Source organism: Streptosporangium sp. NPDC048886, from assembly GCF_055586905.1.
Window position 1 is genome coordinate 38992 of sequence record NZ_JBVJHH010000011.1, and the last position, 20237, is coordinate 59228.

Below are 20237 nucleotides of genomic sequence, written 5' to 3' on the forward strand. Positions count from 1 at the left end.
TCGGGAGGGCGAAGCGGTGAGCGGCAAGGACCGCCAGAAGCAGCTGGCGCGCGAGCACTACGAGCGGCAGACCCAGCGGCGCTTGGAGCGCGAGGCCAGGGCCAAGCGCAACGCGATCATCGGCACCAGCGTGGCCGTCGTGGTGGTCATCGGCGGCGTCGTCGCCGCGACGACCCTGCTCGGAGGCGGCGACTCACCGGCCACGGCCACCCCGGCGGCCTCGGCGAGCCCGTCGGAGACGGGTGCCGCCGCCGCCAAGCCGACGGCCTTCGACCCGGCCAGCGGCACCTGCGGCTACGTCGCCGACGCCGACGGCGGCCCCGCCAAGAACGTGGGCATGCCCCCGGCCAAGGTGGACACCAAACCCAAGACGATGACCCTCAAGACCAACCAGGGCGACATCGTGATCGCGGTCTCGGCCGAGAAGACGCCGTGCACGGTCAACTCCTTCGCGTTCCTGGCGGAGAAGAAGTTCTTCGACGGCTCCAAGTGCCACCGCCTCGGCTCCGACCAGTTCCCGATGCTGCAGTGCGGCGACCCACTGGCCAAGGCCGACGGCAAGGGCCAGACCGACGGCCAGGGCGGCCCGGGCTACCGTTTCGTCAACGAGAACCTCGAAGGCGCCAAATACACCCGCGGTGTCGTGGCCATGGCCAACAGCGGCCCCGACACCAACGGCAGCCAGTTCTTCATCGTGTACGGCGACACCCAGCTGCCGCCGCAGTACACCCCGTTCGGTACGGTCACCAAGGGCATGGAGATCATCGACAAGGTGAACAAGGGCGGCGTCATCACCCCCGGGCCGGACGGGACCGGAGCCCCGAAGGAAACCGTCGAAATCAAAAACGTGACAATGTCCAACAAGAGCTGACGTAATACAACCAAGGGGCGGTTAGCCTCGAAAGGCTGATGAAAGTGCGGGAGGACACGGTGAGCACCGACCCGTGGGGCCGGGTAGACGACGACGGCACCGTCTACGTGCGTACGGCTGAGGGAGAACGGGCCGTCGGGTCCTGGCAGGCCGGCGAGCCGGAAGAGGCACTCGCCTACTTCCATCGCAAGTTCGACGAGCTGGCCGGGCAGGTGACGCTGCTGGAACAGCGGGTCCGCGGCACCGACCTGCCGCCCGCCCAGGCCGAGGCGACCATCGTCAAGCTCCGCGAAGCGATCACCGACGCGCACGCGGTCGGCGACCTCGACGCGCTGCTGAGCCGGCTGGCCGCCCTGACGGAGCTGGTCGCCCAGCGCCGCGAGGAGGTCAAGGCCGCCCGTGACGTGGCCCGCGCGGAGGCCAAGGGCGTCAAGGAGCGGATCGTCGCCGAGGCCGAGCGCATCGCCGACGACACCACCCACTGGAAGACCGGCGGCGAGCGGCTGCGCCAGCTCGTCGAGGAGTGGAAGGCGGCCGAGCGCATCGACCGCGTCACCGAGGCGGCGCTCTGGAAGCGGCTGTCGGCGGCCCGCACGGCCTTCGCCAAGCGGCGCAAGGCCTACTTCGCGGGGCTGGACGAGCAGCGCGAGGGCGTGCGCTCCTCCAAGGAGCGCATCGTGGCCGAGGCCGAGGCGCTGGCCTCCTCCACCGACTGGGGCGCCACCGCCTCCGCCTACCGCGAGCTGATGCAGCAGTGGAAGTCGGCCGGCCGGGCCTCCCGCGAGGTCGAGGACGAGCTCTGGGCCCGCTTCAAGGGCGCCCAGGACCAGTTCTTCCAGGCCCGCTCCGCGGTCTTCGCCGAGCGCGACGCCTCGCTCGCGGCCAACGCCGAGGCCAAGGAGCAGCTCCTGGCCGAGGCCGAGAAGATCGTTCCGGTCTCCGACGCCCGCTCCGCCAGGACCGCGCTGCGCGGAATCCTGGAGCGGTGGGAGGCGGCCGGCCCGGTCCCGCGCGAGCAGCGCGACCGCCTCGAGGGCGGGCTGCGCAAGATCGACGACGCGGTCCGCAAGGCCGAGGAGGCGGAGTGGAAGCGCTCCAACCCCGAGGCCCGCGCCCGGGCCCAGAACACGGTCGACCAGCTCCACAAGTCGATCGAGCAGTTGGAGGCCCGTCTGGCCAAGGCGCAGGCGGCCGGCAAGGACAAGGACGTCAAGGACGCGCAGGAGGCCCTGAACGCCCGCCGTTCCTGGCTGGACGAGGCCGAGCGCACGCTCGCCGAGTTCTCCTGACCCGCTGACAGGCGCCGAGGGCGTGCTCCCCGCTCGGGGGCACGCCCTCAGGTTTTTCCCCGGCTCCCCTCGGCGCCGGCCGCCGCCAGGACCCCCTGTGGCGCCCTCAGGTCCCCCTGAGGGGCCCGTACGGCGCGGCCGGAGCTTCCCCAGGCGGTCCGGGCTCCGGAGCGCGGAGCGGCCCTCCTGCCGGGCGGCGTGGACCGGCCCGGCGGGAGGGCGGACGGGTCAGGCGCCGGCGCCGCTCACCCGGTAGACGTCGTAGACGCCCGGGATGTTGCGCACCGCCTTCAGGACGTGCCCCAAATGCTTGGGATCGCCCATCTCGAAGGTGAACTTGCTGATCGCCACCCGGTCCCTGGACGTCGTCACCGACGCCGACAGGATGTTGACGTGCTGGTCCGACAGGGTCCGGGTCACATCCGACAGCAGGCGCGGCCGGTCGAGCGCCTCGACCTGCAGGGCGACCAGGAACACCGAGCCGTCCGCGGCCGACCAGGCCACCTCCACCAGCCGGTCCGGCTCGGACTTCAGCTGCTCCACGTTGGGACAGTTGGTGCGGTGCACCGACACGCCGTGCCCGCGGGTGACGAACCCGATGATCTCGTCACCGGGCACGGGGGTGCAGCAGCGCGACAGCCGTACCCACACGTCCGAGTCGCCCGCCACCACCACACCGGCGCCGCCGCTGCCCCGGGGACGGCCGCGCACCTTCGTCGGCACCGCCGCCTCGGCGATGTCCTCCTCGGCGCCCTCCACTCCCCCGAGGGAGTGCACCAGCTTCTGCACGACCGCCTGGGCGGCGATGTGGCCCTCCCCGACGGCCGCGTAGAGCGCGGAGACGTCGGGGTAGCGCAGATCCCTGGCGAGGGTCAGGAGGGACTCTCCGGACATCATGCGCTGCAGGGGCAGGCCCTGCTTGCGCATGGCCCGGCCGATGGCCTCCTTGCCCGCCTCGATCGCGGTCTCGCGGCGCTCCTTGGAGAACCACTGGCGGATCTTGTTGCGGGCCCGGCCGGACTTGACGAACTTGAGCCAGTCGCGCGAGGGGCCCGCGTCGGGCGACTTGGAGGTGAAGATCTCAACGGTGTCGCCGTTGCCCAGCCGCGACTCCAGCGGCACCAGGCGGCCGTTGACCCGGGCGCCGATGCAGCGGTGGCCGACCTCGGTGTGCACCGCGTAGGCGAAGTCGACGGGCGTCGCCCCCTCGGGGAGGGCGATCACCTGGCCCCGCGGCGTGAAGACGTACACCTCCGAGACCGACAGGTCGAACCTGAGCGACTCCAGGAACTCCCCCGGGTCGGCGGTCTCCTTCTGCCAGTCCAGCAGCTGACGGAGCCAGGCCATGTCGCTGGCCGGCTTCAGCTTCCCGCCGGGCGGGCCGGAGGTGGTCATCTCCTCCTTGTACTTCCAGTGCGAGGCCACGCCGTACTCGGCCCTGTGGTGCATGCCGTGGGTGCGGATCTGCAGCTCCACCGGCTTGCCCTCGGGGCCGATGACCGTCGTGTGCAGCGACTGGTACATGTTGAACTTGGGCATCGCGATGTAGTCCTTGAACCGGCCGGGCACCGGGTTCCATCGCGCGTGGATCGTTCCGAGGGCGGCGTAGCAGTCGCGGACCGTGTCGACCAGCACCCGGATGCCGACCAGGTCGTAGATGTCGTCGAAGGCGACGTCCCTGGCGATCATCTTCTGGTAGACCGAGTAGTAGTGCTTGGGGCGCCCCTTGACCACCGCGCGGATCTTGGCCTCGCGCAGGTCGACGGAGACCTTCTCGATGACCTCCTGCAGGAACAGGTCCCTGCGCGGGGCGCGCTCGGAGACCATCCTGGCGATCTCGTCGTAGCGCTTGGGGTAGAGCATGGCGAACGCGAGGTCCTCCAGCTCCCACTTGATGGTGTTCATGCCCAGCCGGTGGGCGAGCGGCGCGAAGATCTCCAGCGTCTCGCGGGACTTCTGCTGCCGCTTGTGCTCGGGCAGGTAGCGCATGGTGCGCATGTTGTGCAGCCGGTCGGCGAGCTTGATCACCAGGACCCGGATGTCGCGGGACATCGCCACGACCATCTTGCGCACGGTCTCGGCCTGCGCGGCGTCACCGAACTTGACCTTGTCCAGCTTGGTGACGCCGTCGACCAGCAGCGCGATGTTCTCGCCGAAGTCCGAGCGCAGCTCCTCCAGGCCGTAGGCGGTGTCCTCGACGGTGTCGTGCAGCAGCGCGGCGCACAGCGTCTCGTCGTCGGTGCCCAGCTCGGCCAGGATCGTCGCGACCGCCAGGGGATGAGTGATGTAGGGATCGCCGCTTTTGCGCTTCTGATCGCGGTGATGATAGGCGGCCACGTCGTAGGCACGCTCGATCAGCCGCAGGTCCGCCTTCGGATGGGTCGCGCGGACCGTCCTGAACAGAGGCTCCAGCACCGGATTCATGGCGCCACCCCATTGCCCCCCAAAGCGTGCGAGTCTGCGCCTTACCGCAGGCTTCTCTTCGGTGGCTCCGGACATGGCGGAACCGGCATCGCCGGCCGGGACGGCCGTCACGGGACCGCCACCGTCGGCGGTCACGTCGGGGACGACCACATCACGGGGCACTCAGACTCCTCACATTCGAGTCCAGATCCCCCAAGTGTATCCAGACCGGCTTAGATGCTTCCCCCGGCGGGGTGGAATCAGACGATCACGAGGGAGTGCAGCTCGACGCCGTCCAGCTGCTTGCGCCCCTCGAGGGAGGCCAATTCCATGAGCACGGCGATGGCGACGACCTCGGCACCCGCCCTGCGGACCAGCTCCACCGCCGCACGCGCCGTACCTCCGGTGGCGAGCACGTCGTCGACGATCAGGACGCGATCTCCTGGGGCGAAGGCGTCCCGATGGACCTCGATGGTGGCGGAACCGTACTCCAGATCGTAGGACGCCTCAAGCGTCTCGGAGGGCAGTTTGCCTTTCTTCCGTACCGGGACGAACCCGGCGCCGGCCCTGCAGGCGGCCGGGGCGGCCAGGATGAAGCCCCGCGCCTCGATGCCGACGATCTTGTCGACCTGGTGGAGCCCGGCGAACTCGTCCACCACCGCGGCGAACGCGTGCGGGTCTGCGAGCAGGGGGGTGATGTCCTTGAACAGCACTCCCGGCTGGGGGTAGTCGGGCACGTCGCGGATCCGGTCCAGGATCAGCCGGCGCAGGTCACTCATGGTCACATCCTTACGAAAACGCCTCCGCCCCCCTCTCGGAGGGAGCGGAGGCGTGATCTGCTGTTGCCTACTTCTTCTTGTCGCGCTTGTCGGCCTCGGGGGCGGAGCCGTTGGCGGCTCCCGCCGTGACCGGCTGGCGGGTGCTCTTGGCCGCGCTCCCGGCCGCGCCGCCGTGGGCGGCGAGCCTGCGGGCGATGGCCTGGTAGCGCGGCTCGCGCTCCTTCAACGTGACCAGCAGCGGCGTCGCCACGCACAGCGAGGAGTACGTGCCGACGATCATGCCGACGAACAGGGCCAGCGACAGGTCCTTCAGCGTACCGGCGCCGAACAGCGTGGTGCCGATGAACAGGATCGCCGCCACCGGCAGGATCGCCACCAGGGTGGTGTTCAGCGACCGGATCAGCGTGTGGTTCAGCGCGTTGTTGGCGGCCTGCGTGTAGGTCATCTTGGAGGTCGTGCCGAGCTTGGCGGTGACCTCCTTGATCATGTCGAACACGACGACCGCGTCGTACAGCGAGTAGCCCAGGATCGTCAGGAAGCCCAGCAGGGTCGCCGGGGTGACCTCGAAGCCGGACCACGCGTAGACGCCGGCGGTGATCACCAGGTCGTGGAACAGCGCCACGACGGCGGCCAGCGCCATCTTCCACTCGAAGGCGAGCGTCAGGTACAGGATGATCGCCAGCATGAAGACGATCAGGCCGACGACGGCCTTGTCGGCCACCTGACCGCCCCACGAGGCGCCGATCACCTGGAGGTTGACCTGGTTCTGCGGCAGGCCGAACTTCTGGGCGACCGACTTCTGGACCGTGGTCACCTCCTCGGGCGGCAGGCTCTCGGTGGTGACCCGCCAGCCGTTTTTGGTCGTCTGCGCGATGATCTGGTGCACGCCGGCGTCGCTGAAGGTGCCGCGCACCTCCTGGATGTTGGCGGCCGGGGCCTTGAAGGAGAAGACCGACCCGCCCTTGAACTCCACCCCCAGGTTGAGGCCGTGGATGACCAGACCGGCGATGGAGATCACCAGAAGGACGGCGGAGAGGCCGTACCAGAGCTTCTTGCGCCCGACGAAGTCGACGTCGACCTCGCCGCGGTAGAGCCGGCGCGCGATGCCGGACATCAGGCCTCCTGCGGGGTGGGCTTGGAGCCGGCCGCCGTCTGGGTGCTCATGCGCTCGGCGTCCAGACCGGAGAGCTTGTGGCCCTTGGCGAAGAACTTCCTCTTGGCGAGCAGGGCGACGAACGGCTTGGTGAACATGAACACCACGACGATGTCGATGAGAGTGGTCAGGCCCATCGCGAACGCGAATCCGGCCACACCGCCGACGGCCAGGAAGTAGAGCACCACGGCGGCGATGAACATGACCGCGTCGGCGATCAGGATCGTGCGCCGGGCACGGACCCAGGCGACCTCGACGGCCGTCCGCAGCGAGCGGCGGCCCTCCTTCATCTCGTCACGGATGCGTTCGAAGTAGACGATGAACGAGTCCGCGGTGATACCGATCGAGACGATCAGGCCGATGATGTGCGGCAGCGACAGGCGGAAGCCCGCGAACTCGCCGAGGATCACCACCGCCTCGTAGGTCAGGACCGAGGCGACCATGAGGCTCAGCACCGAGACGATGCCCAGGCCCCGGTAGTAGAGCATCGAGTAGATCAGCACCAGGCCGAGGCCGATCGCACCGGCGATCAGACCGCCGCGGAGCTGGTCGGCGCCCAGGGTGGAGGAGACCTCGTCGATGGAGCTCTTCTCGAACTTCAGCGGCAGGGCGCCGAACTTGAGCTGGCTGGCCAGCTCGTCGGCCGTCACCTGGGTGAAGCTGCCGGAGATCTGCGCCCGGCCGCCGGTGATCGGCTCCTGGATGACCGGAGCGGAGATCACCACGCCGTCCAGGACCATGGCGACCTGGTTGCGCGGCGGCTGGGAGTTGAAGGCGGTGGTGGTGACCTTCGACCACTGGCTCGGGCCATCGCCCTTGAAGGAGAGCTGGACGAGCCACTCTCCGGTGGTCTGGTCCACGCCGGAGGTCGCGGTGTCGATCGAGGTGCCGGTCACGGCCGCCTTGTCGAGCACGTATTTGGCGCTGCCGTCCTGGCTGCAGCCCACGAACTGCTTGTTGGGGTCGTCCTGGGCACCCTGGCCCTTGTGCTTGGAGCAGTCGAGCGCCTCGAACTGCTTGAGCACCGCCGAGTCGATCCCGGTCGTGTCGACGCCCGCCATCGGGTCGTCGGCCGGGAGGGTCGGCTGGGCCGACGGGGCGGCGCTCTTGCTCGGCTCCGCGGACGGGGAGGCGTTCTTGCGCGGCTCCGCGGACGGGGAGGCGTTCTTGCGCGGCCGGTCCGAGGGGGCCGGCGTGGTGGCCGGGCTCGGGTTGGTCAGCGCCGAGGACAGGGCGCGGCCGGCCGGCGAGCCGGTGGGGCTCGGCGTGGCCGTCTGGGCCGGCTGCCGCGTCTTGGAGGTCTGCTTACCGGTGGCCGCGGGGGTGGGCGACGGCGTCGGCGCCTGGGTGGACATCTGCCCGGGAGGGGGCGGCGACCCGGCCGTGACCGCCATCACCTGGCGGAAACGGAGCTCCGCGGTGGTGCCGACCAGCTTGACGACTTCCTCCTGGCCCGCTCCGGGGACGGAGATGACGATGTTGTCACCGGACTTGGCGACCTCGGCGTCGGAGATTCCGCTGCCGTTAACCCGGTTCCGGATGATGCTGACGGCGAGGTTGAGGCTCTCCTCGGTGGGAGCGCTGCCGTTCGGCGTGACGGGCTGCAGCGTCACTGTCGTGCCGCCGGCGAGGTCGAGGCCATATTCCGGGGTGAACGCCTTGTTCAGGAACATCACCCCGCCCATGGCGAGAATGATCGCCAGAAGCACCAGGAGCATACGCCCCGGTCTGCTCTGGCCGCTGGTCGGTCGGGCCACTGGTCGTCAGTTCTTTCGGCTATAGGGGATGGTCGGTTAGCCTGATCATCACTTCTTCGGCGAGTCCGGGTCGTCACCGTGCGGCTTCACGGTCTCCACCACATTGTCGTCCACGATGTCGACGGACTTGACATCTTCGTCGTCGACCGGGGTCAGCACGCGGCCGATCGCGGCCTTGACCCAGCGGGTCTCGACACCGGGGGCGATCTCCAGGATCACGTCGTCGGCATCGATCGCCACAACGGTCGCGAAGAGCCCCGTCGTGGTCATGATGCGGGTTCCAGGGGTCAGGGAGTTCTGCATCTGAGACTGCTCCTGCTGCCGCTTGCGCTGCGGCCGGATGAGCAGGAAGTAGAACACCACGACCATCAGAGCGATCATGATAAGGCTTGAGTAGTCGCCCATAGGGCCGCTCCTTAGGCTTAAGAATGACCGGCCTGGCGCCGGACGTCATATGCGGCCACGCCGCTCAGCACGTCAGCCTACACAGCCAGCCAAGCCACGGAGTTTAGGCGAGCTGTAAGAGCGCGGCAACGAAGTCACGGACAGGCGCGCAGGGAAGTTCCCATTTCGATACCGTTGTCACCGATCTGTGATCAACTCTGTACGGTTTCCCCATCGAAACCCAACGTCAGACGGGGCCCGGATCATCCTCAAGATCGACGATCATCGAGGCGCCGAAGGCGTCGGGCGGCGGGGTCAGGCCCAGGTGGAGCCAGGCGGCGGCGGTCGCGACCCGGCCCCGGGGGGTGCGCGCCAGCAGGCCCTGACGGACCAGGAACGGCTCGGCGACCACCTCGACCGTCTCCGGCTCCTCCCCCACCGCGACCGCCAGCGTGGACAGCCCCACCGGACCGCCGCCGAACTTGCGCAGCAGCGCCCCGAGCACCGCCCGGTCGAGCCGGTCGAGGCCCTCGGCGTCGACCTCGTAGAGGTTCAGCGCCGCCGAGGCGACGTCTCTGGTGACCACCCCGTCGGAGCGCACCTCGGCGAAGTCGCGGACCCGGCGCAGCAGCCGGTTGGCGATGCGGGGCGTGCCCCGCGACCGCCCGGCGATCTCGTGCGCCGCGTCGCCGGGCAGCTCCAGACCGAGCAGCCGCGAGGAGCGGTGCAGCACCTGCTCCAGCTCGGCCACCTCGTAGAAGTCCATGTGCGCGACGAACCCGAACCGGTCGCGCAGCGGCGCGGGCAGCAGCCCGGCCCGCGTGGTGGCCCCGACCAGGGTGAACGGCGCGACCTCCAGCGGGATCGCGGTCGCCCCGGGCCCCTTGCCCACCACGATGTCGACACGGAAGTCCTCCATCGCGAGATAGAGCATCTCCTCCGCCGGACGGGCCATCCGGTGGATCTCGTCGATGAAGAGGACCTCTCCCTCCGAGAGGGTCGACAGGATCGCCGCCAGGTCGCCCGCCCGCTCCAGCGCGGGCCCGGAGGTGATCCGGAGCGGCACGGAGAGCTCCGTCGCGATGATCATGGAGAGGGTCGTCTTGCCCAGCCCGGGCCCGCCGCTCATCAGCACGTGGTCCGGCGGCCGGTTACGTCGCAGCGCGCTCTGCAGCACCAGTGACAGCTGCTCGCGCACCCGCGCCTGGCCGATGAACTCATCCAGCCGCTTGGGCCGCAGCGCCGCCTCGATCAGGCGTTCGTCCCCTTCGGCGTCCGGCGCCACCAGATCCCGCTCGAAGCTCACGCCGGTCCGCCTTCACTCGCACGCGCGGTCGCCGGCCCGCCGGCCCCGCCTCTGTCATCCCAGGTTTCAGCCCAGGCCACCCGGCCCGCTCCCGGCCCGCCGGCCCGGACCCGGTCCACGTGGGCGGTCCACGCCTCGCCACAGCCGCCGCGTCCGCGGGAGGCCCGCATCGGGCGCGCCCCCCTCATCGGACGCTCAGCGCGCGGAGCGCGGCCTTGAGCAACGCCGCCACCTGCGGGGAGCGGCCCTCCGCCACCTCGGCGTCGGCCTGGGAGCTGACGGCGGCGACGGCCTCGTCGGCGTCTCTGGCCGAGTAGCCGAGTCCGACCAGACCGGAGTGGACCTGGTCGCGCCAGGCGGGCGCGGACGCGCCGCCGTTGAGCGCGGCGTTGACGGCCTGCTCGGGGGTGCCGAGTTTGTCCTTGAGGTCGACGATGATCCGCTGGGCCCCCTTGGGGCCGACGCCGGGGACCCTGGTCAGCGCCTTCACGTCGGCGCTCGCCACGGCCGTCCGGAGCGCGTTGGGGGTGTGCACGGCCAGCATCGCCAGGGCGACCTTGGGGCCGACCCCGTTGGCCGTCTGCAGCATCTCGAAGACGGCGCGCTCGTCGTCGCTGCCGAAGCCGAACAGCGTCAGCGACTCCTCCCGGACCACGAGCGAGGTGGCCAGCCGGGCCTCCTCGCCCACCCGGAGCGTCGCCAGCGTGCCCGGCGTGCAGTGGACCAGTATCCCCACCCCGCCGACCTCGACCACCGCGCCGTCAGGCGCGACCGCGGCCACCCGTCCCCGCACCGAGGCGATCACTGTGTGGTTCCTCTCGAATATCCGGCCCGGCCCCGCCCCCGGAAGTAGGCGGCGGCGGTCGTGCCCGGCCCGGTTTTGGTCCTGGCGACCGCCTCCGCCAGCCGGTTCTGTGCCCCGCCCCGCCACACGTGACAGATCGCCAGCGCCAGCGCGTCGGCGGCGTCGGCGGGCTTGGGCATCGCATCCAGCCGCAGCAGCCGGGTCACCATGGTCCCCACCTGCTGCTTGTCGGCCGTGCCGCTGCCGGTGATCGCGGCCTTGACCTCCGACGGCGTGTGCAACGCCACCGGCAGCCCCCGGCGGGAGGCGCACAGGATCGCCACCGCGGAGGCCTGCGCGGTGCCCATCACGGTCCTGAGGTTGTGCTGGGCGAAGACCCGCTCCACGGCCACCGCGTCGGGCTCGACCTCGTCGAGCCACTGCTCGATGCCCGCTTCGATCGCCACCAGCCTGGCCCCGATCTCGTCGTCGGCCGGAGTCCGGACGACTCCGACCTTGACGAGGCTCAGCGGCGCCCCGGGCCGTCCCTCGACCGCACCGAGTCCGCACCGGGTCAGCCCCGGGTCGACCCCCATCACCCGCAGCTCGGGCAACCGCACCGACACGCCTCCGCTCGCCGAACACCTGTTCGGTGCCCGACTCTACCGCGTGGGAGCGCCGCTCGCACGGCTACCCGGCGGCGCCCGTCAGAAGTGGTCCAGCATGTACGGCTTGGCGTGGAAGGCGGCGTCGAGGGCGTCGTCGGAGTCCGCCGGGCCGGTGAGGATCCCCGAGCGGCGCAGGGTCGCGGCCGGGATCCCGGCGTACAGGGCCGAGAAGCCGGCCGCGGTGAAGGTGGGGGTGAATCCCGGCAGGGTCGCGGTGGGCTCGGCCGTACCGGAGCCGCCGGAGACCGACAGCTGCCAGGGGCCGGAGTTGCCGGGGCGCTGGGGGTCGTCGACCTGGATAGCGGCGTCGAGGGTGACGCCCGCCGGGAAGCCCCGCCCGGCGACGGCCGCGACGAGGTCGACGACGCGGAACATCCAGCGGGTCTGCGCGACGTGGTCCTCGGGACGGTCGCCGATCAGCCAGAACACCGGGTCGTCGGGGGCGACGACCGCCCGGACCGACTTGGCGACGGAGGCCGAGGTGCCGACCAGCGACCACAGTGCCCGCGCCGTGGCCTCCGAGCCCGCGACGAGAGCGGAGACCCTGATGTCGCCGCCGTCCCAGTGGTAGGTCACGAAGCCGTCGTCGGCCAGATAGAGGAAGTCGTCCTTGTTCTCCAGCAGCACGCGCCAGGCGCTCTCACCCCGCCTCAGGGGGCCGGAGGCTCGGGTGGCGGCGTGGACGCGGCCGAGGAGCGCGACCACCTCGGGGGCGTCGCCGGGGCCCATCCGGCGGATCTTGACCTGCTCGGTGGGCCTGATCGTGCGCAGCGCCTCGGCGGGCAGGGTCGCCACGTGCATGGCGCCGGCGTGCTCCCAGCCGAGGGAGCGGTAGATGTGGGTGGTGGCCGGGTAGAGCGCCGAGACCGGATGGCCCAGGGCCGCGCAGCGGTCGATGGTGGCCTGCATCAGGGTGCGGCCGACGCCCCGCCCCCGGTCCTCGGGGGCGACGGTCACCGAGGCGACGCCGCCCATGGAGATCGGCCTGCCGTGCCACCACTGGGTGAAGTCGTTGATCCGGCTGGTCGCCACCAGGCGGGCGCCGTCGACGACGCCGAGGTATCTGCCCTCCTCCAGCGCCGGGACGGCCAGCTTCCGCCAGACCTCCTGCACCCCCTCGGGGACGGGCCCGAAGGCGCGCTTGCGGTTGTCCAGCACCGCGTCGAGATCGTCGACGGTCAGATCACGTAGTTCCACAAGGCTCCAACCTAGGCAGAGAACGCGAGCTAAGGCGAATCGTCACCACAGGTGAATCGGTCCCTACAGGTGGCGCGTGGCGGGCTCGGCGTCCGCGGCCCCCGCCCTGTCGCGCAGGCGGTCCAGCCGCCGCATCACCGGGGTCGCCGTGACGCCGTGCAGGACGAGCGAGGCCAGCACGGTGAAGGCGACCACCGCCCAGAGCTCCTCGGCGGGCACGCCGAAGTCGGCCTGGCCGAGGGCGTAGGCGAGGTAGAACAGCGAGCCGATGCCGCGGATCCCGAAGAAGGCCGTCACGCCGCGCTCACGCGGGCCCGCCGGGCCGCCGAGCTGGGCGGCCCAGCCGGCCAGCGGCCGGATCACCAGCAGCAGCGACAGCCCGACGGCCGCGCCCCGCCAGGTGAGGGCGGCCAGGCCGCCGGTCGCCACGTAACCGCCGAGCAGCAGGATCAGCCAGGCGGTCAGCAGCCGCTCGATCTGCTCGATGAAGCCGTGCAGCACGCCGTTGTAGCCGTGGGTGCGCTCGGCCGCCCTGATCGTGCACCCGGTCACGAACACCGCGATGAAGCCGTACCCGTGCACCAGCTCGGTCAGGCCGTAGGCCAGGAACGTCGCGGCCAGCGCGACGAAGCCGTCCCGGTGCTCGGCCAGGCGCAGATCGGAGACCTGGGCGCGGAAGAAGAGCCGGCCCAGCAGCCTGCCGGTCAGCAGCCCGCAGACCAGGCCGGCCCCGCACCGGTAGAGCAGGTCGACCAGCGCCCAGCCGCCGACCCAGCCGAGGCCCCCGGTGGCCGTCATCGCGACGGCGGCGAACACCAGGGGGAAGGCGAGGCCGTCGTTGAGCCCCGCCTCGGAGGTGAGGGTGAAACGGACCTCGTCGTCGGCCTTCTCCGAGTCGACGGGCTCGCCGACCTGCACGTCGGAGGCGAGCACCGGATCGGTCGGGGCGAGCACCGCGCCCAGCAGCAGCGCCGCGGCCGGGGGCCAGCCCAGCAGCGCGGAGGCCACGCCGGCCACCGCCACGACGGTCAGCGGGAGCGTCCACCCCAGCAGGCGCCAGGTGGAGGCCCAGCCGCGCGGCCCGAAGGGCCGGTTGATCGCGAGCCCGGCGCCCATGAGCGAGATCAGCACGCAGATCTCTGCGGCGTGCTCGACCAGGGCCCGGTGGGCCACCGGGTCGGGTCTGGGCAGCTCCAGCGGCAGCAGGTAGAGCAGGGCCCCGCCGATCAGGCAGGCCAGCGGCAGCGAGAAGGGCCTGCGGTTGAGCAGCCTGGGCAGGACGGCCGCGAGCAGGGCGCCGGCGCCCGCCAGCGCGAAGATCAGATCAGGGTTTCCCATCGTCCGCGTGATCTGCCCCGCCCTTGGGGGACAAACATCCCCTGGGGGACAAACGCCACAGACGACGTGGAGTCCGTATCAGACGGCGGAGCGCCCGCCTCTCCTCGGAGAGACGGGCGCCGCACCGGACCTCACGCGTCGAGCTTGTCCAGCACCTCGTCGGAGACGTCGAAGTTGGCCCAGACGTTCTGGACGTCGTCGCTGTCCTCCAGGGCGTCGATCAGCCTGAAGACCTTGCGCGCGCCGTCCTCGTCGAGCGGGACGTTCAGCGTCGGCAGGAAGCTGGACTCGGCCGAGTCGTAGTCGATCCCGGCCTCCTGCAGGGCCTTGCGGACCGGGACGAGGTCGGTGGCCTCGGAGACGACCTCGAACTGGTCGCCCAGGTCGTTGACCTCCTCGGCGCCCGCGTCGAGGACCGCGGTCAGCACGTCGTCCTCCGACAGCTCACCCTTGGGCACGAGCACGACGCCCTTGCGGTTGAACATGTAGGACACCGAGCCGGGGTCGGCCAGGGAGCCGCCGTTGCGGGTCAGGGCGACCCGGACCTCGGAGGCCGCGCGGTTGCGGTTGTCGGTCAGACACTCGATCAGCACCGCCACGCCGCCGGGGGCGTAGCCCTCGTACATGATGGTCTGCCAGTCGGCGCCACCGGCCTCCAGGCCGCCGCCGCGCTTGCGGGCACGCTCGATGTTGTCGATCGGGACCGAGCTCTTGCGCGCCTTGGTGATGGCGTCGTACAGCGTCGGGTTGCCGTCCGGGTCGGGGCCGCCGGTCCGGGCCGCGACCTCGATGTTCTTGATGAGCTTGGCGAACAGCTTGCCGCGCTTGGAGTCGAGCGCGGCCTTCTTGTGCTTCGTCGTCGCCCATTTGGAGTGGCCGGACATCGCCTAGAGCTCCCTCACCATCTCAACAAAATATGAATGCACGCCGACGTCCCCGGTAAGTTCCGGATGGAAGGACGTGGCGAGCAGCGGTCCTTGACGGACCGCGACGATCCTATCCCCAGCTTCGGCCCGGGCCAGCACTTCGACCCCGGAACCGACGGATTCCACCCACGGCGCCCGGATGAACACCGCACGCAACGGGCCCCGGCCGGCGAAGTCGACGTCGGCCTCGAAGGAGTCGACCTGGCGGCCGAAGGCGTTGCGGCGGACCACCATGTCGATGCCGCCGATCGTCTGCTGGCCGTCTACGCCGCCCTCGATCCGGTCGGCCAGCATGATCATGCCGGCGCAGGAGCCGTAGGCGGGCATGCCGCCCTTGATCCTCAGCCGGAGCGGTTCGAGCAGGTCGAAGGTCTCGGCGAGCTTCCACATCGTGGTGGACTCCCCGCCGGGGATGACCAGGGCGTCGACCGCCTCCAGCTCACCGGGCCGCCGTACGGCTACCGCCTTCGCGCCCGCCGTCTCCAGGGAGTGCACGTGCTCACGCACGTCACCCTGCAACGCGAACACACCGATCGTCGGGGCGATGGTCACCAGTGGTCCTTTCAAGGTGCGCGGAATGCCCTCACAGCGTATGGCCACTCTGCGCATCGTCCCAAACCGGGTCAGGCCGCGGCGGGGGCCTCCTGGAGGGCGTGGCCGGCGTCCACCCGCTCCAGGCTCCTCATGTGGTGGCGTCTGCCGTACAGGACGGCCATGCCCGCCAGGCAGCAGAGCGCGCCGAGGAAGTACGGCAGGGCGGGGGCGACCTCCTCCCCCAGCTTGGTGGCGACGTACGGCGCCAGCGCCCCGCCCATCCAGCGGACGAAGTTGTAGCCGGCGGAGGCGACGGGACGCGGCGCGTCGGAGACCTCCATGGCCGCCTCGGTGAACACCGTGTTGTTCAGGCCGATCGGGATGCCGGACAGGACGACGGAGACGATGATCCCGACATGGCCGGACAGCGCGATGCAGACCTGCAGGGCGGCCAGCACCGCCAGGGACAGGTGGAGCACCCGGACCGAGCCGATCCTCCGCTGCAGGAAGGGGGCGCCGAAGACCGAGGAGAGCGCGACGCAGGCGCCCCAGCCGAAGAAGACCGCGCCGATGCCGTAGGGCGACATGCCGAGGATGAACGGGGTGAAGGCCAGGATGGTGAAGAAGGCGAAGTTGTAGAAGAACGCGGTGAAGGCGGTGGTGGACAGGCCGCCGTGGGCCAGCGCCCGGAGCGGGGCGGTCAGGCGGGTCTTCACCGCCGGTTTGGGGGTGGACCTCAGCAGGGTCGCGATGAGGACGAACCCGACGGCCATGAGGGAGGCGGTGCCGAAGAAGGGCGCGCGCCAGTTCCAGTCGCCGAGGGCGGCGCCGACCAGCGGGCCCATGGAGATGCCCAGGCCCAGGGCCGCCTCGTAGAGGATGATGGCCGATTCGGCGCCGCCGCTGGCCGCGCCGACGATGACGGCCAGGGCGGTGGCGACGAACAGGGCGTTGCCCAGCCCCCAGCCGGCGCGGAAGCCGACCAGCTCGCCGACGCTGCCGGAGGTGCCGGCCAGCGCGGCGAAGACCACGACCAGGGCCAGGCCGAGCAGCAGGGTCGACCTGCCGCCGATCCGGCTGGAGACCCACCCGGTGACGAGCATGGCCACGGCGGTGACCAGGAAGTAGCTGGTGAACAGCAGGGAGACCTGGCTGGGACCGGCGTGCAGGCCCTGGGCGATGGAGGGCAGGATCGGGTCGACCAGGCCGATGCCCATGAAGGCGACGACCGCGGCGAAGGCGGTGGCCCAGACGGACATCGGCTGGCGCAGGATGCTGCCGCCACTCTGTGCGGACATGGGGGTGAACTCCTTCTCGGACGGGGTGGGCGCGGGCGCCGGACCGTCCGGTGGTGCGGGTTTTCTCCGTGACGCGGGCCGTCCGCGCGCGGGCCGCGGCCGGCGGCGAGGGCGCCGGCCCGCGGGTCCGGGTCAGCCGTCGCCGAGCTTGGCCAGGGCCGGGAGCGCGGCGGCGATCGCGGCGCGCTCCTCGGCCGTCAGCGCCGTGAGCTGCCCGGTCAGGTAGGCGATGCGGGCCTGGCGGACGGCGGCCAGGCGGGCGCGCCCCTCCTCGGTGAGCTCGACCGCGCGGACCCGGGCGTCGGCCGGGTCCGCGCCGCGCGTCACCAGGCCCGGCTCCTCCAGCCGGTTGATCTGCACGGTCATGGTGGGCAGCTGGACGCCGTGCTCCTCGGCCAGCTCGGTCATCCGGCGGGGGCCGCTCTCCAGCGAGCCCAGCACGGCGTACTGCTGGCTGGTGAGGGGCTGTCCGGCCGCCACGCGGCGCAGCAGCAGCACCAGGTGGCGCAGCTCTCTCGAAAGGCTCTGCGCCAGATCGTCCGTCGTCATAGTTAGCCAGTCTAACTTAGTCTGGCTAACTATTATTCCGGAGAGGGGGCGGCGCCCTCTCCGGACGCCGCCCCGGGACGGTCAGGGACGCTTGGTCTCCCAGTCCACGGTCTCCTGGATCTGGTCGGTCGCCGGCACCTCGGGCATCCTGCTGACCGAGGGGTCGAGCGGGCGCAGGTAGGTCTGCTGGACTCCCGGGACCCGGTCCTCGATCACGAAGGTCGCCTTGGTGTGCGCCGCCGCGCCCGCACGGGTGACCTGCGGCAGCACCTTGAAGTCCGCGGTGAGCTGCTCGCGCCCGATCCGGGTCAGCACGTAGCCGCGCTGGTTGTTGTAGAACTTCAGGTGCGGGTTGATGGTCAGATACGGATGGGTCTTCGGGTCGGAGTCACGGCCGTCGCCGCCCGTGGTGATGGAGGAGGCGACCAGCTCCGAGCCGACCGTGCGCGTGGTGGGGTCGTCGTAGTCGAGCTTGAGGTCGCTGGCCCAGTGGGCGTGCACGTCGCCGGTGAGCACCACGGGGTTGCGCACCCCGGCGTCCACCCATCCCCGGGTGACCCGCTGCCGTGAGGCGACGTAGCCGTCCCAGGCGTCCTGGCTGGTGATCTTGGCGGGCCCGGCGTTGTTGTCGCGCTGGGCGAAGAAGACCTGCTGGCCGAGGATGTCCCACTGCGCCCGCGACTGGCGGAAGCCGTCCAGCAGCCAGCGCTCCTGCGCGTCGCCGGTGATCGAGCGCGCGGGGTCGACGGCGGCCGGGCAGTCGCTGTAGCCGTCGCCGCAGCCCTGGTCGCTGCGGTACTGCCGGGTGTCGAGCATGTGGAAGGTGGCCAGCCTGCCCCACCGGATCCGCCGGTAGAGCTGCATGTCGACGCCCCGGGGGATCGACTCGCGGCGCAGGGGCATGTTCTCGTAGTAGGCCCGGAAGGCCGCCTCGCGCCGGGCGAGGAAGTCCGGCTGCGGGACCTCGGGCTTCTCCGGCACCTCGTCGGCCCAGTTGTTGTCCAGCTCGTGGTCGTCCCAGACGACCAGCCAGGACGCGGCGGCGTGCGCGGCCTGCAGGTCCGGGTCGGCCTTGTACTGGGCGTGCCGCTGGCGGTAGTTGGCCAGGCTCTCGGTCTCGGGCCCCTCGTGGTGGCGGACGTTGCCGCCGGGGATGGTGTAGGTGTCGCGCCGGTACTCGTACTGGTAGTCGCCCAGGTGCAGGATCAGGTCGGGGTGCTCCTCGGCCAGGCGCCGGTAGGCGGTGAAGTGGCCGTGCTCGTACTGGGCGCAGGAGACGAAGGCCATCGCCAGGCCGGAGCCGTAGGACAGCGGGTGCGGAGCGGTTCTCGCCCGGCCCATCGGCGACAGGTAGGGGCCCACCTTGAAGCGGTACCAGTATTCCCGGTCGGAGGCGAGCCCGCCCAGCTCGACGTGGACGCTGTGGCCCCACTCCGGGGCCGCCAGGGCCACACCCCGCCGCAGGACGCGGCGGCCGGCCTCGTCGCCGTAGATCTGCCACTGGACCGGGAAGGGCCGGCCGGGCATGCCGCCCAGGCCGTCCTCGGCGAGCGGCTGGGGCGCCAGCCGGGTCCAGATGACGAAGCCGTCGGAGCCGGGGTCCCCGGAGGCGACGCCGAGGGTGAAGGGGTCGGCGTGCAGGCCGCGGGAGGCCAGGGACGCGGCGCCCTCCGGAGCGGGTTCGGGGTCGGCGTTCGCCACGGCGGGAACGCTCGCCACCGCTCCCGCCGCGATGCCGGTGACAAGGAAGGAACGTCGGCTGAGCCGGGACATGGGGGCCTCCGAGGGGGATCGGGCGCGTACGCCCGCCAGCCTCGCGGAGGATCATGGCCGCGGAGTGAACTTTTCCGGACACAGAAAAGGCGGCATCCTTCACGGATGCCGCCTTTTCTGAAATTTCCTACCAGCCGCGCTCGGCCAGGCGGTGCGGGGCCGGGATGTCGTCGACGTTGATGCCGACCATGGCCTCGCCCAGGCCGCGGGAGACCTTGGCGATGACGTCCGGGTCGTCGTAGAAGGTGGTGGCCTTGACGATCGCGGCGGCGCGCTGGGCCGGGTTGCCGGACTTGAAGATGCCCGAGCCGACGAACACGCCCTCGGCGCCGAGCTGCATCATCATCGCCGCGTCGGCCGGGGTGGCGATGCCGCCGGCGGTGAAGAGCACGACCGGCAGCTTGCCGGTCTTGGCGACCTCGGCCACCAGTTCGTACGGCGCCTGCAGCTCCTTGGCCGCCACGAACAGCTCGTCCTCGGGCAGCGAGGACAGCCGCTTGAGCTCGCCCCGGATCTTGCGCATGTGGGTGGTGGCGTTGGAGACGTCGCCGGTGCCGGCCTCGCCCTTGGAGCGGATCATCGCCGCGCCCTCGGTGATGCGGCGCAGCGCCTCGCCCAGGTTGGTCGCGCCACAGACGAAGGGCACGGTGAACTGCCACTTGTCGATGTGGTTGGCGAAGTCGGCGGGGGTCAGCACCTCGGACTCGTCGACGTAGTCGACGCCGAGCGACTGGAGCACCTGGGCCTCGACGAAGTGGCCGATGCGGGCCTTGGCCATGACCGGGATCGAGACGGCGGAGATGATGCCGTCGATCATGTCGGGGTCGCTCATCCGGGAGACGCCGCCCTGGGCGCGGATGTCGGCGGGGACCCGCTCGAGCGCCATGACGGCGACGGCACCGGCGTCCTCGGCGATCTTGGCCTGCTCGGCGTTGACGACGTCCATGATGACGCCGCCCTTGAGCATCTCTGCCATGCCGCGCTTCACCCGGGCGGTTCCGGTGACGGCGGTCTCGGTGACTTCGGGCGTGCTGCTGGACACGGTCTCTACCTCACGACGGCTGGTTGCGGATCACGGGCCGCCCGTGAGGGCGGCCACCACACCTCCATGTTAGGTGCTGATCCACCTTCCCCTTACACGCCATCTTGTCCCCATTTACCCACCATCTTGCCGCTATTGGACAGACTCCCTGGACGTTCCGGAGGGAGAAGCGGCGGCCGGAAGGGC

The 20237-nt window shown here is 70.9% G+C and carries 18 protein-coding genes; 2 read left to right on the top strand and 16 right to left on the bottom strand.

The features are described 5' to 3' along the window. Positions 1 to 16 precede the first annotated feature (16 nt). Entirely contained in the window at positions 17 to 871 is an 855-nt protein-coding gene (locus tag ACZ6R6_RS15385) for a peptidylprolyl isomerase (RefSeq protein ID WP_470093707.1), read from the top strand. A 38-nt stretch (positions 872 to 909) separates the two neighbouring features. After that, a complete protein-coding gene (locus tag ACZ6R6_RS15390; RefSeq protein WP_470093709.1) occupies positions 910 to 2160 on the top strand; it encodes a DUF349 domain-containing protein in 1251 nt (416 codons plus the stop codon). A gap of 228 nt (positions 2161 to 2388) precedes the next feature. Here ACZ6R6_RS15390 and ACZ6R6_RS15395 read toward each other — a convergent pair whose 3' ends face one another. The 16 genes from ACZ6R6_RS15395 to pdxS all read right to left on the bottom strand — a co-directional run bounded on the left by ACZ6R6_RS15395 (position 2389) and on the right by pdxS (position 20051). Then, entirely contained in the window at positions 2389 to 4584 is a 2196-nt protein-coding gene (locus tag ACZ6R6_RS15395; protein ID WP_306868714.1) for a RelA/SpoT family protein, read from the bottom strand. A 239-nt stretch (positions 4585 to 4823) separates the two neighbouring features. Next, positions 4824 to 5342: an adenine phosphoribosyltransferase gene (locus tag ACZ6R6_RS15400; protein ID WP_306868713.1), complete on the bottom strand. Its 519-nt coding sequence runs from the start codon at positions 5340 to 5342 to the stop codon at positions 4824 to 4826. A 67-nt stretch (positions 5343 to 5409) separates the two neighbouring features. Further along, complete coding sequence (secF, locus tag ACZ6R6_RS15405) at positions 5410 to 6456, bottom strand: protein translocase subunit SecF (protein WP_470093712.1); 1047 nt, start codon at positions 6454 to 6456, stop codon at positions 5410 to 5412. Continuing rightward, on the bottom strand, positions 6456 to 8213 hold the full coding sequence (secD, locus tag ACZ6R6_RS15410; protein WP_470093714.1) for a protein translocase subunit SecD: 1758 nt from the start codon (positions 8211 to 8213) through the stop codon (positions 6456 to 6458). Before secD ends, secF begins: the two co-directional genes overlap by 1 nt. Before the next feature lie 87 nt (positions 8214 to 8300). Then, a complete protein-coding gene (yajC, locus tag ACZ6R6_RS15415; protein WP_470093716.1) occupies positions 8301 to 8657 on the bottom strand; it encodes a preprotein translocase subunit YajC in 357 nt (118 codons plus the stop codon). A gap of 226 nt (positions 8658 to 8883) precedes the next feature. Further along, positions 8884 to 9942 (bottom strand): Holliday junction branch migration DNA helicase RuvB, encoded by a 1059-nt coding sequence (ruvB, locus tag ACZ6R6_RS15420; protein WP_470093718.1) that lies wholly within the window; start codon positions 9940 to 9942, stop codon positions 8884 to 8886. A gap of 184 nt (positions 9943 to 10126) precedes the next feature. After that, positions 10127 to 10747: a Holliday junction branch migration protein RuvA gene (gene ruvA, locus ACZ6R6_RS15425; protein WP_470093720.1), complete on the bottom strand. Its 621-nt coding sequence runs from the start codon at positions 10745 to 10747 to the stop codon at positions 10127 to 10129. Beyond that, entirely contained in the window at positions 10744 to 11331 is a 588-nt protein-coding gene (gene ruvC, locus ACZ6R6_RS15430) for a crossover junction endodeoxyribonuclease RuvC (RefSeq protein WP_470094057.1), read from the bottom strand. The genes ruvA and ruvC overlap by 4 nt, the downstream gene beginning before the upstream one ends. Positions 11332 to 11433: 102 nt before the next feature. Further along, on the bottom strand, positions 11434 to 12591 hold the full coding sequence (locus ACZ6R6_RS15435; protein WP_470093722.1) for a GNAT family N-acetyltransferase: 1158 nt from the start codon (positions 12589 to 12591) through the stop codon (positions 11434 to 11436). Between the two features lie 63 nt (positions 12592 to 12654). Beyond that, positions 12655 to 13929, bottom strand: a complete 1275-nt coding sequence (locus ACZ6R6_RS15440; RefSeq protein WP_470093724.1) for a cation:proton antiporter — start codon at positions 13927 to 13929, stop codon at positions 12655 to 12657. Between the two features lie 131 nt (positions 13930 to 14060). Continuing rightward, positions 14061 to 14813, bottom strand: coding sequence for a YebC/PmpR family DNA-binding transcriptional regulator (locus tag ACZ6R6_RS15445; RefSeq protein WP_470093726.1), 753 nt, complete (start codon positions 14811 to 14813; stop codon positions 14061 to 14063). Positions 14814 to 14816: 3 nt separating this feature from the next. Beyond that, positions 14817 to 15407 (bottom strand): pyridoxal 5'-phosphate synthase glutaminase subunit PdxT, encoded by a 591-nt coding sequence (gene pdxT / locus ACZ6R6_RS15450; protein WP_470093728.1) that lies wholly within the window; start codon positions 15405 to 15407, stop codon positions 14817 to 14819. A gap of 71 nt (positions 15408 to 15478) precedes the next feature. Then, positions 15479 to 16687 carry an MFS transporter gene (locus tag ACZ6R6_RS15455; RefSeq protein WP_470093730.1) on the bottom strand — a complete coding sequence of 403 codons (1209 nt, stop codon included), beginning with the start codon at positions 16685 to 16687 and terminating at the stop codon, positions 15479 to 15481. 132 nt (positions 16688 to 16819) lie between these two features. After that, positions 16820 to 17236 carry a MarR family winged helix-turn-helix transcriptional regulator gene (locus tag ACZ6R6_RS15460; RefSeq protein WP_470093732.1) on the bottom strand — a complete coding sequence of 139 codons (417 nt, stop codon included), beginning with the start codon at positions 17234 to 17236 and terminating at the stop codon, positions 16820 to 16822. Between the two features lie 81 nt (positions 17237 to 17317). Continuing rightward, positions 17318 to 19009: an alkaline phosphatase D family protein gene (locus ACZ6R6_RS15465; protein WP_470093734.1), complete on the bottom strand. Its 1692-nt coding sequence runs from the start codon at positions 19007 to 19009 to the stop codon at positions 17318 to 17320. 127 nt (positions 19010 to 19136) lie between these two features. Continuing rightward, complete coding sequence (gene pdxS / locus ACZ6R6_RS15470) at positions 19137 to 20051, bottom strand: pyridoxal 5'-phosphate synthase lyase subunit PdxS (protein WP_470093736.1); 915 nt, start codon at positions 20049 to 20051, stop codon at positions 19137 to 19139. Positions 20052 to 20237: the final 186 nt, after the last annotated feature.

Coding starts and splice junctions, on each gene's coding strand:
- secD (WP_470093714.1), bottom strand. CDS start 8,213: ATGCTCCTGGTGCTTCTGGCGATCATTCTCGCCATGGGCGGGGTGATG.
- ACZ6R6_RS15460 (WP_470093732.1), bottom strand. CDS start 17,236: ATGACGACGGACGATCTGGCGCAGAGCCTTTCGAGAGAGCTGCGCCAC.
- ACZ6R6_RS15390 (WP_470093709.1), top strand. CDS start 910: ATGAAAGTGCGGGAGGACACGGTGAGCACCGACCCGTGGGGCCGGGTA.
- ACZ6R6_RS15440 (WP_470093724.1), bottom strand. CDS start 13,929: ATGGGAAACCCTGATCTGATCTTCGCGCTGGCGGGCGCCGGCGCCCTG.
- ACZ6R6_RS15400 (WP_306868713.1), bottom strand. CDS start 5,342: ATGAGTGACCTGCGCCGGCTGATCCTGGACCGGATCCGCGACGTGCCC.
- ACZ6R6_RS15445 (WP_470093726.1), bottom strand. CDS start 14,813: ATGTCCGGCCACTCCAAATGGGCGACGACGAAGCACAAGAAGGCCGCG.
- ACZ6R6_RS15455 (WP_470093730.1), bottom strand. CDS start 16,687: ATGTCCGCACAGAGTGGCGGCAGCATCCTGCGCCAGCCGATGTCCGTC.
- yajC (WP_470093716.1), bottom strand. CDS start 8,657: ATGGGCGACTACTCAAGCCTTATCATGATCGCTCTGATGGTCGTGGTG.
- secF (WP_470093712.1), bottom strand. CDS start 6,456: ATGTCCGGCATCGCGCGCCGGCTCTACCGCGGCGAGGTCGACGTCGAC.
- ACZ6R6_RS15465 (WP_470093734.1), bottom strand. CDS start 19,009: ATGTCCCGGCTCAGCCGACGTTCCTTCCTTGTCACCGGCATCGCGGCG.
- ACZ6R6_RS15395 (WP_306868714.1), bottom strand. CDS start 4,584: ATGAATCCGGTGCTGGAGCCTCTGTTCAGGACGGTCCGCGCGACCCAT.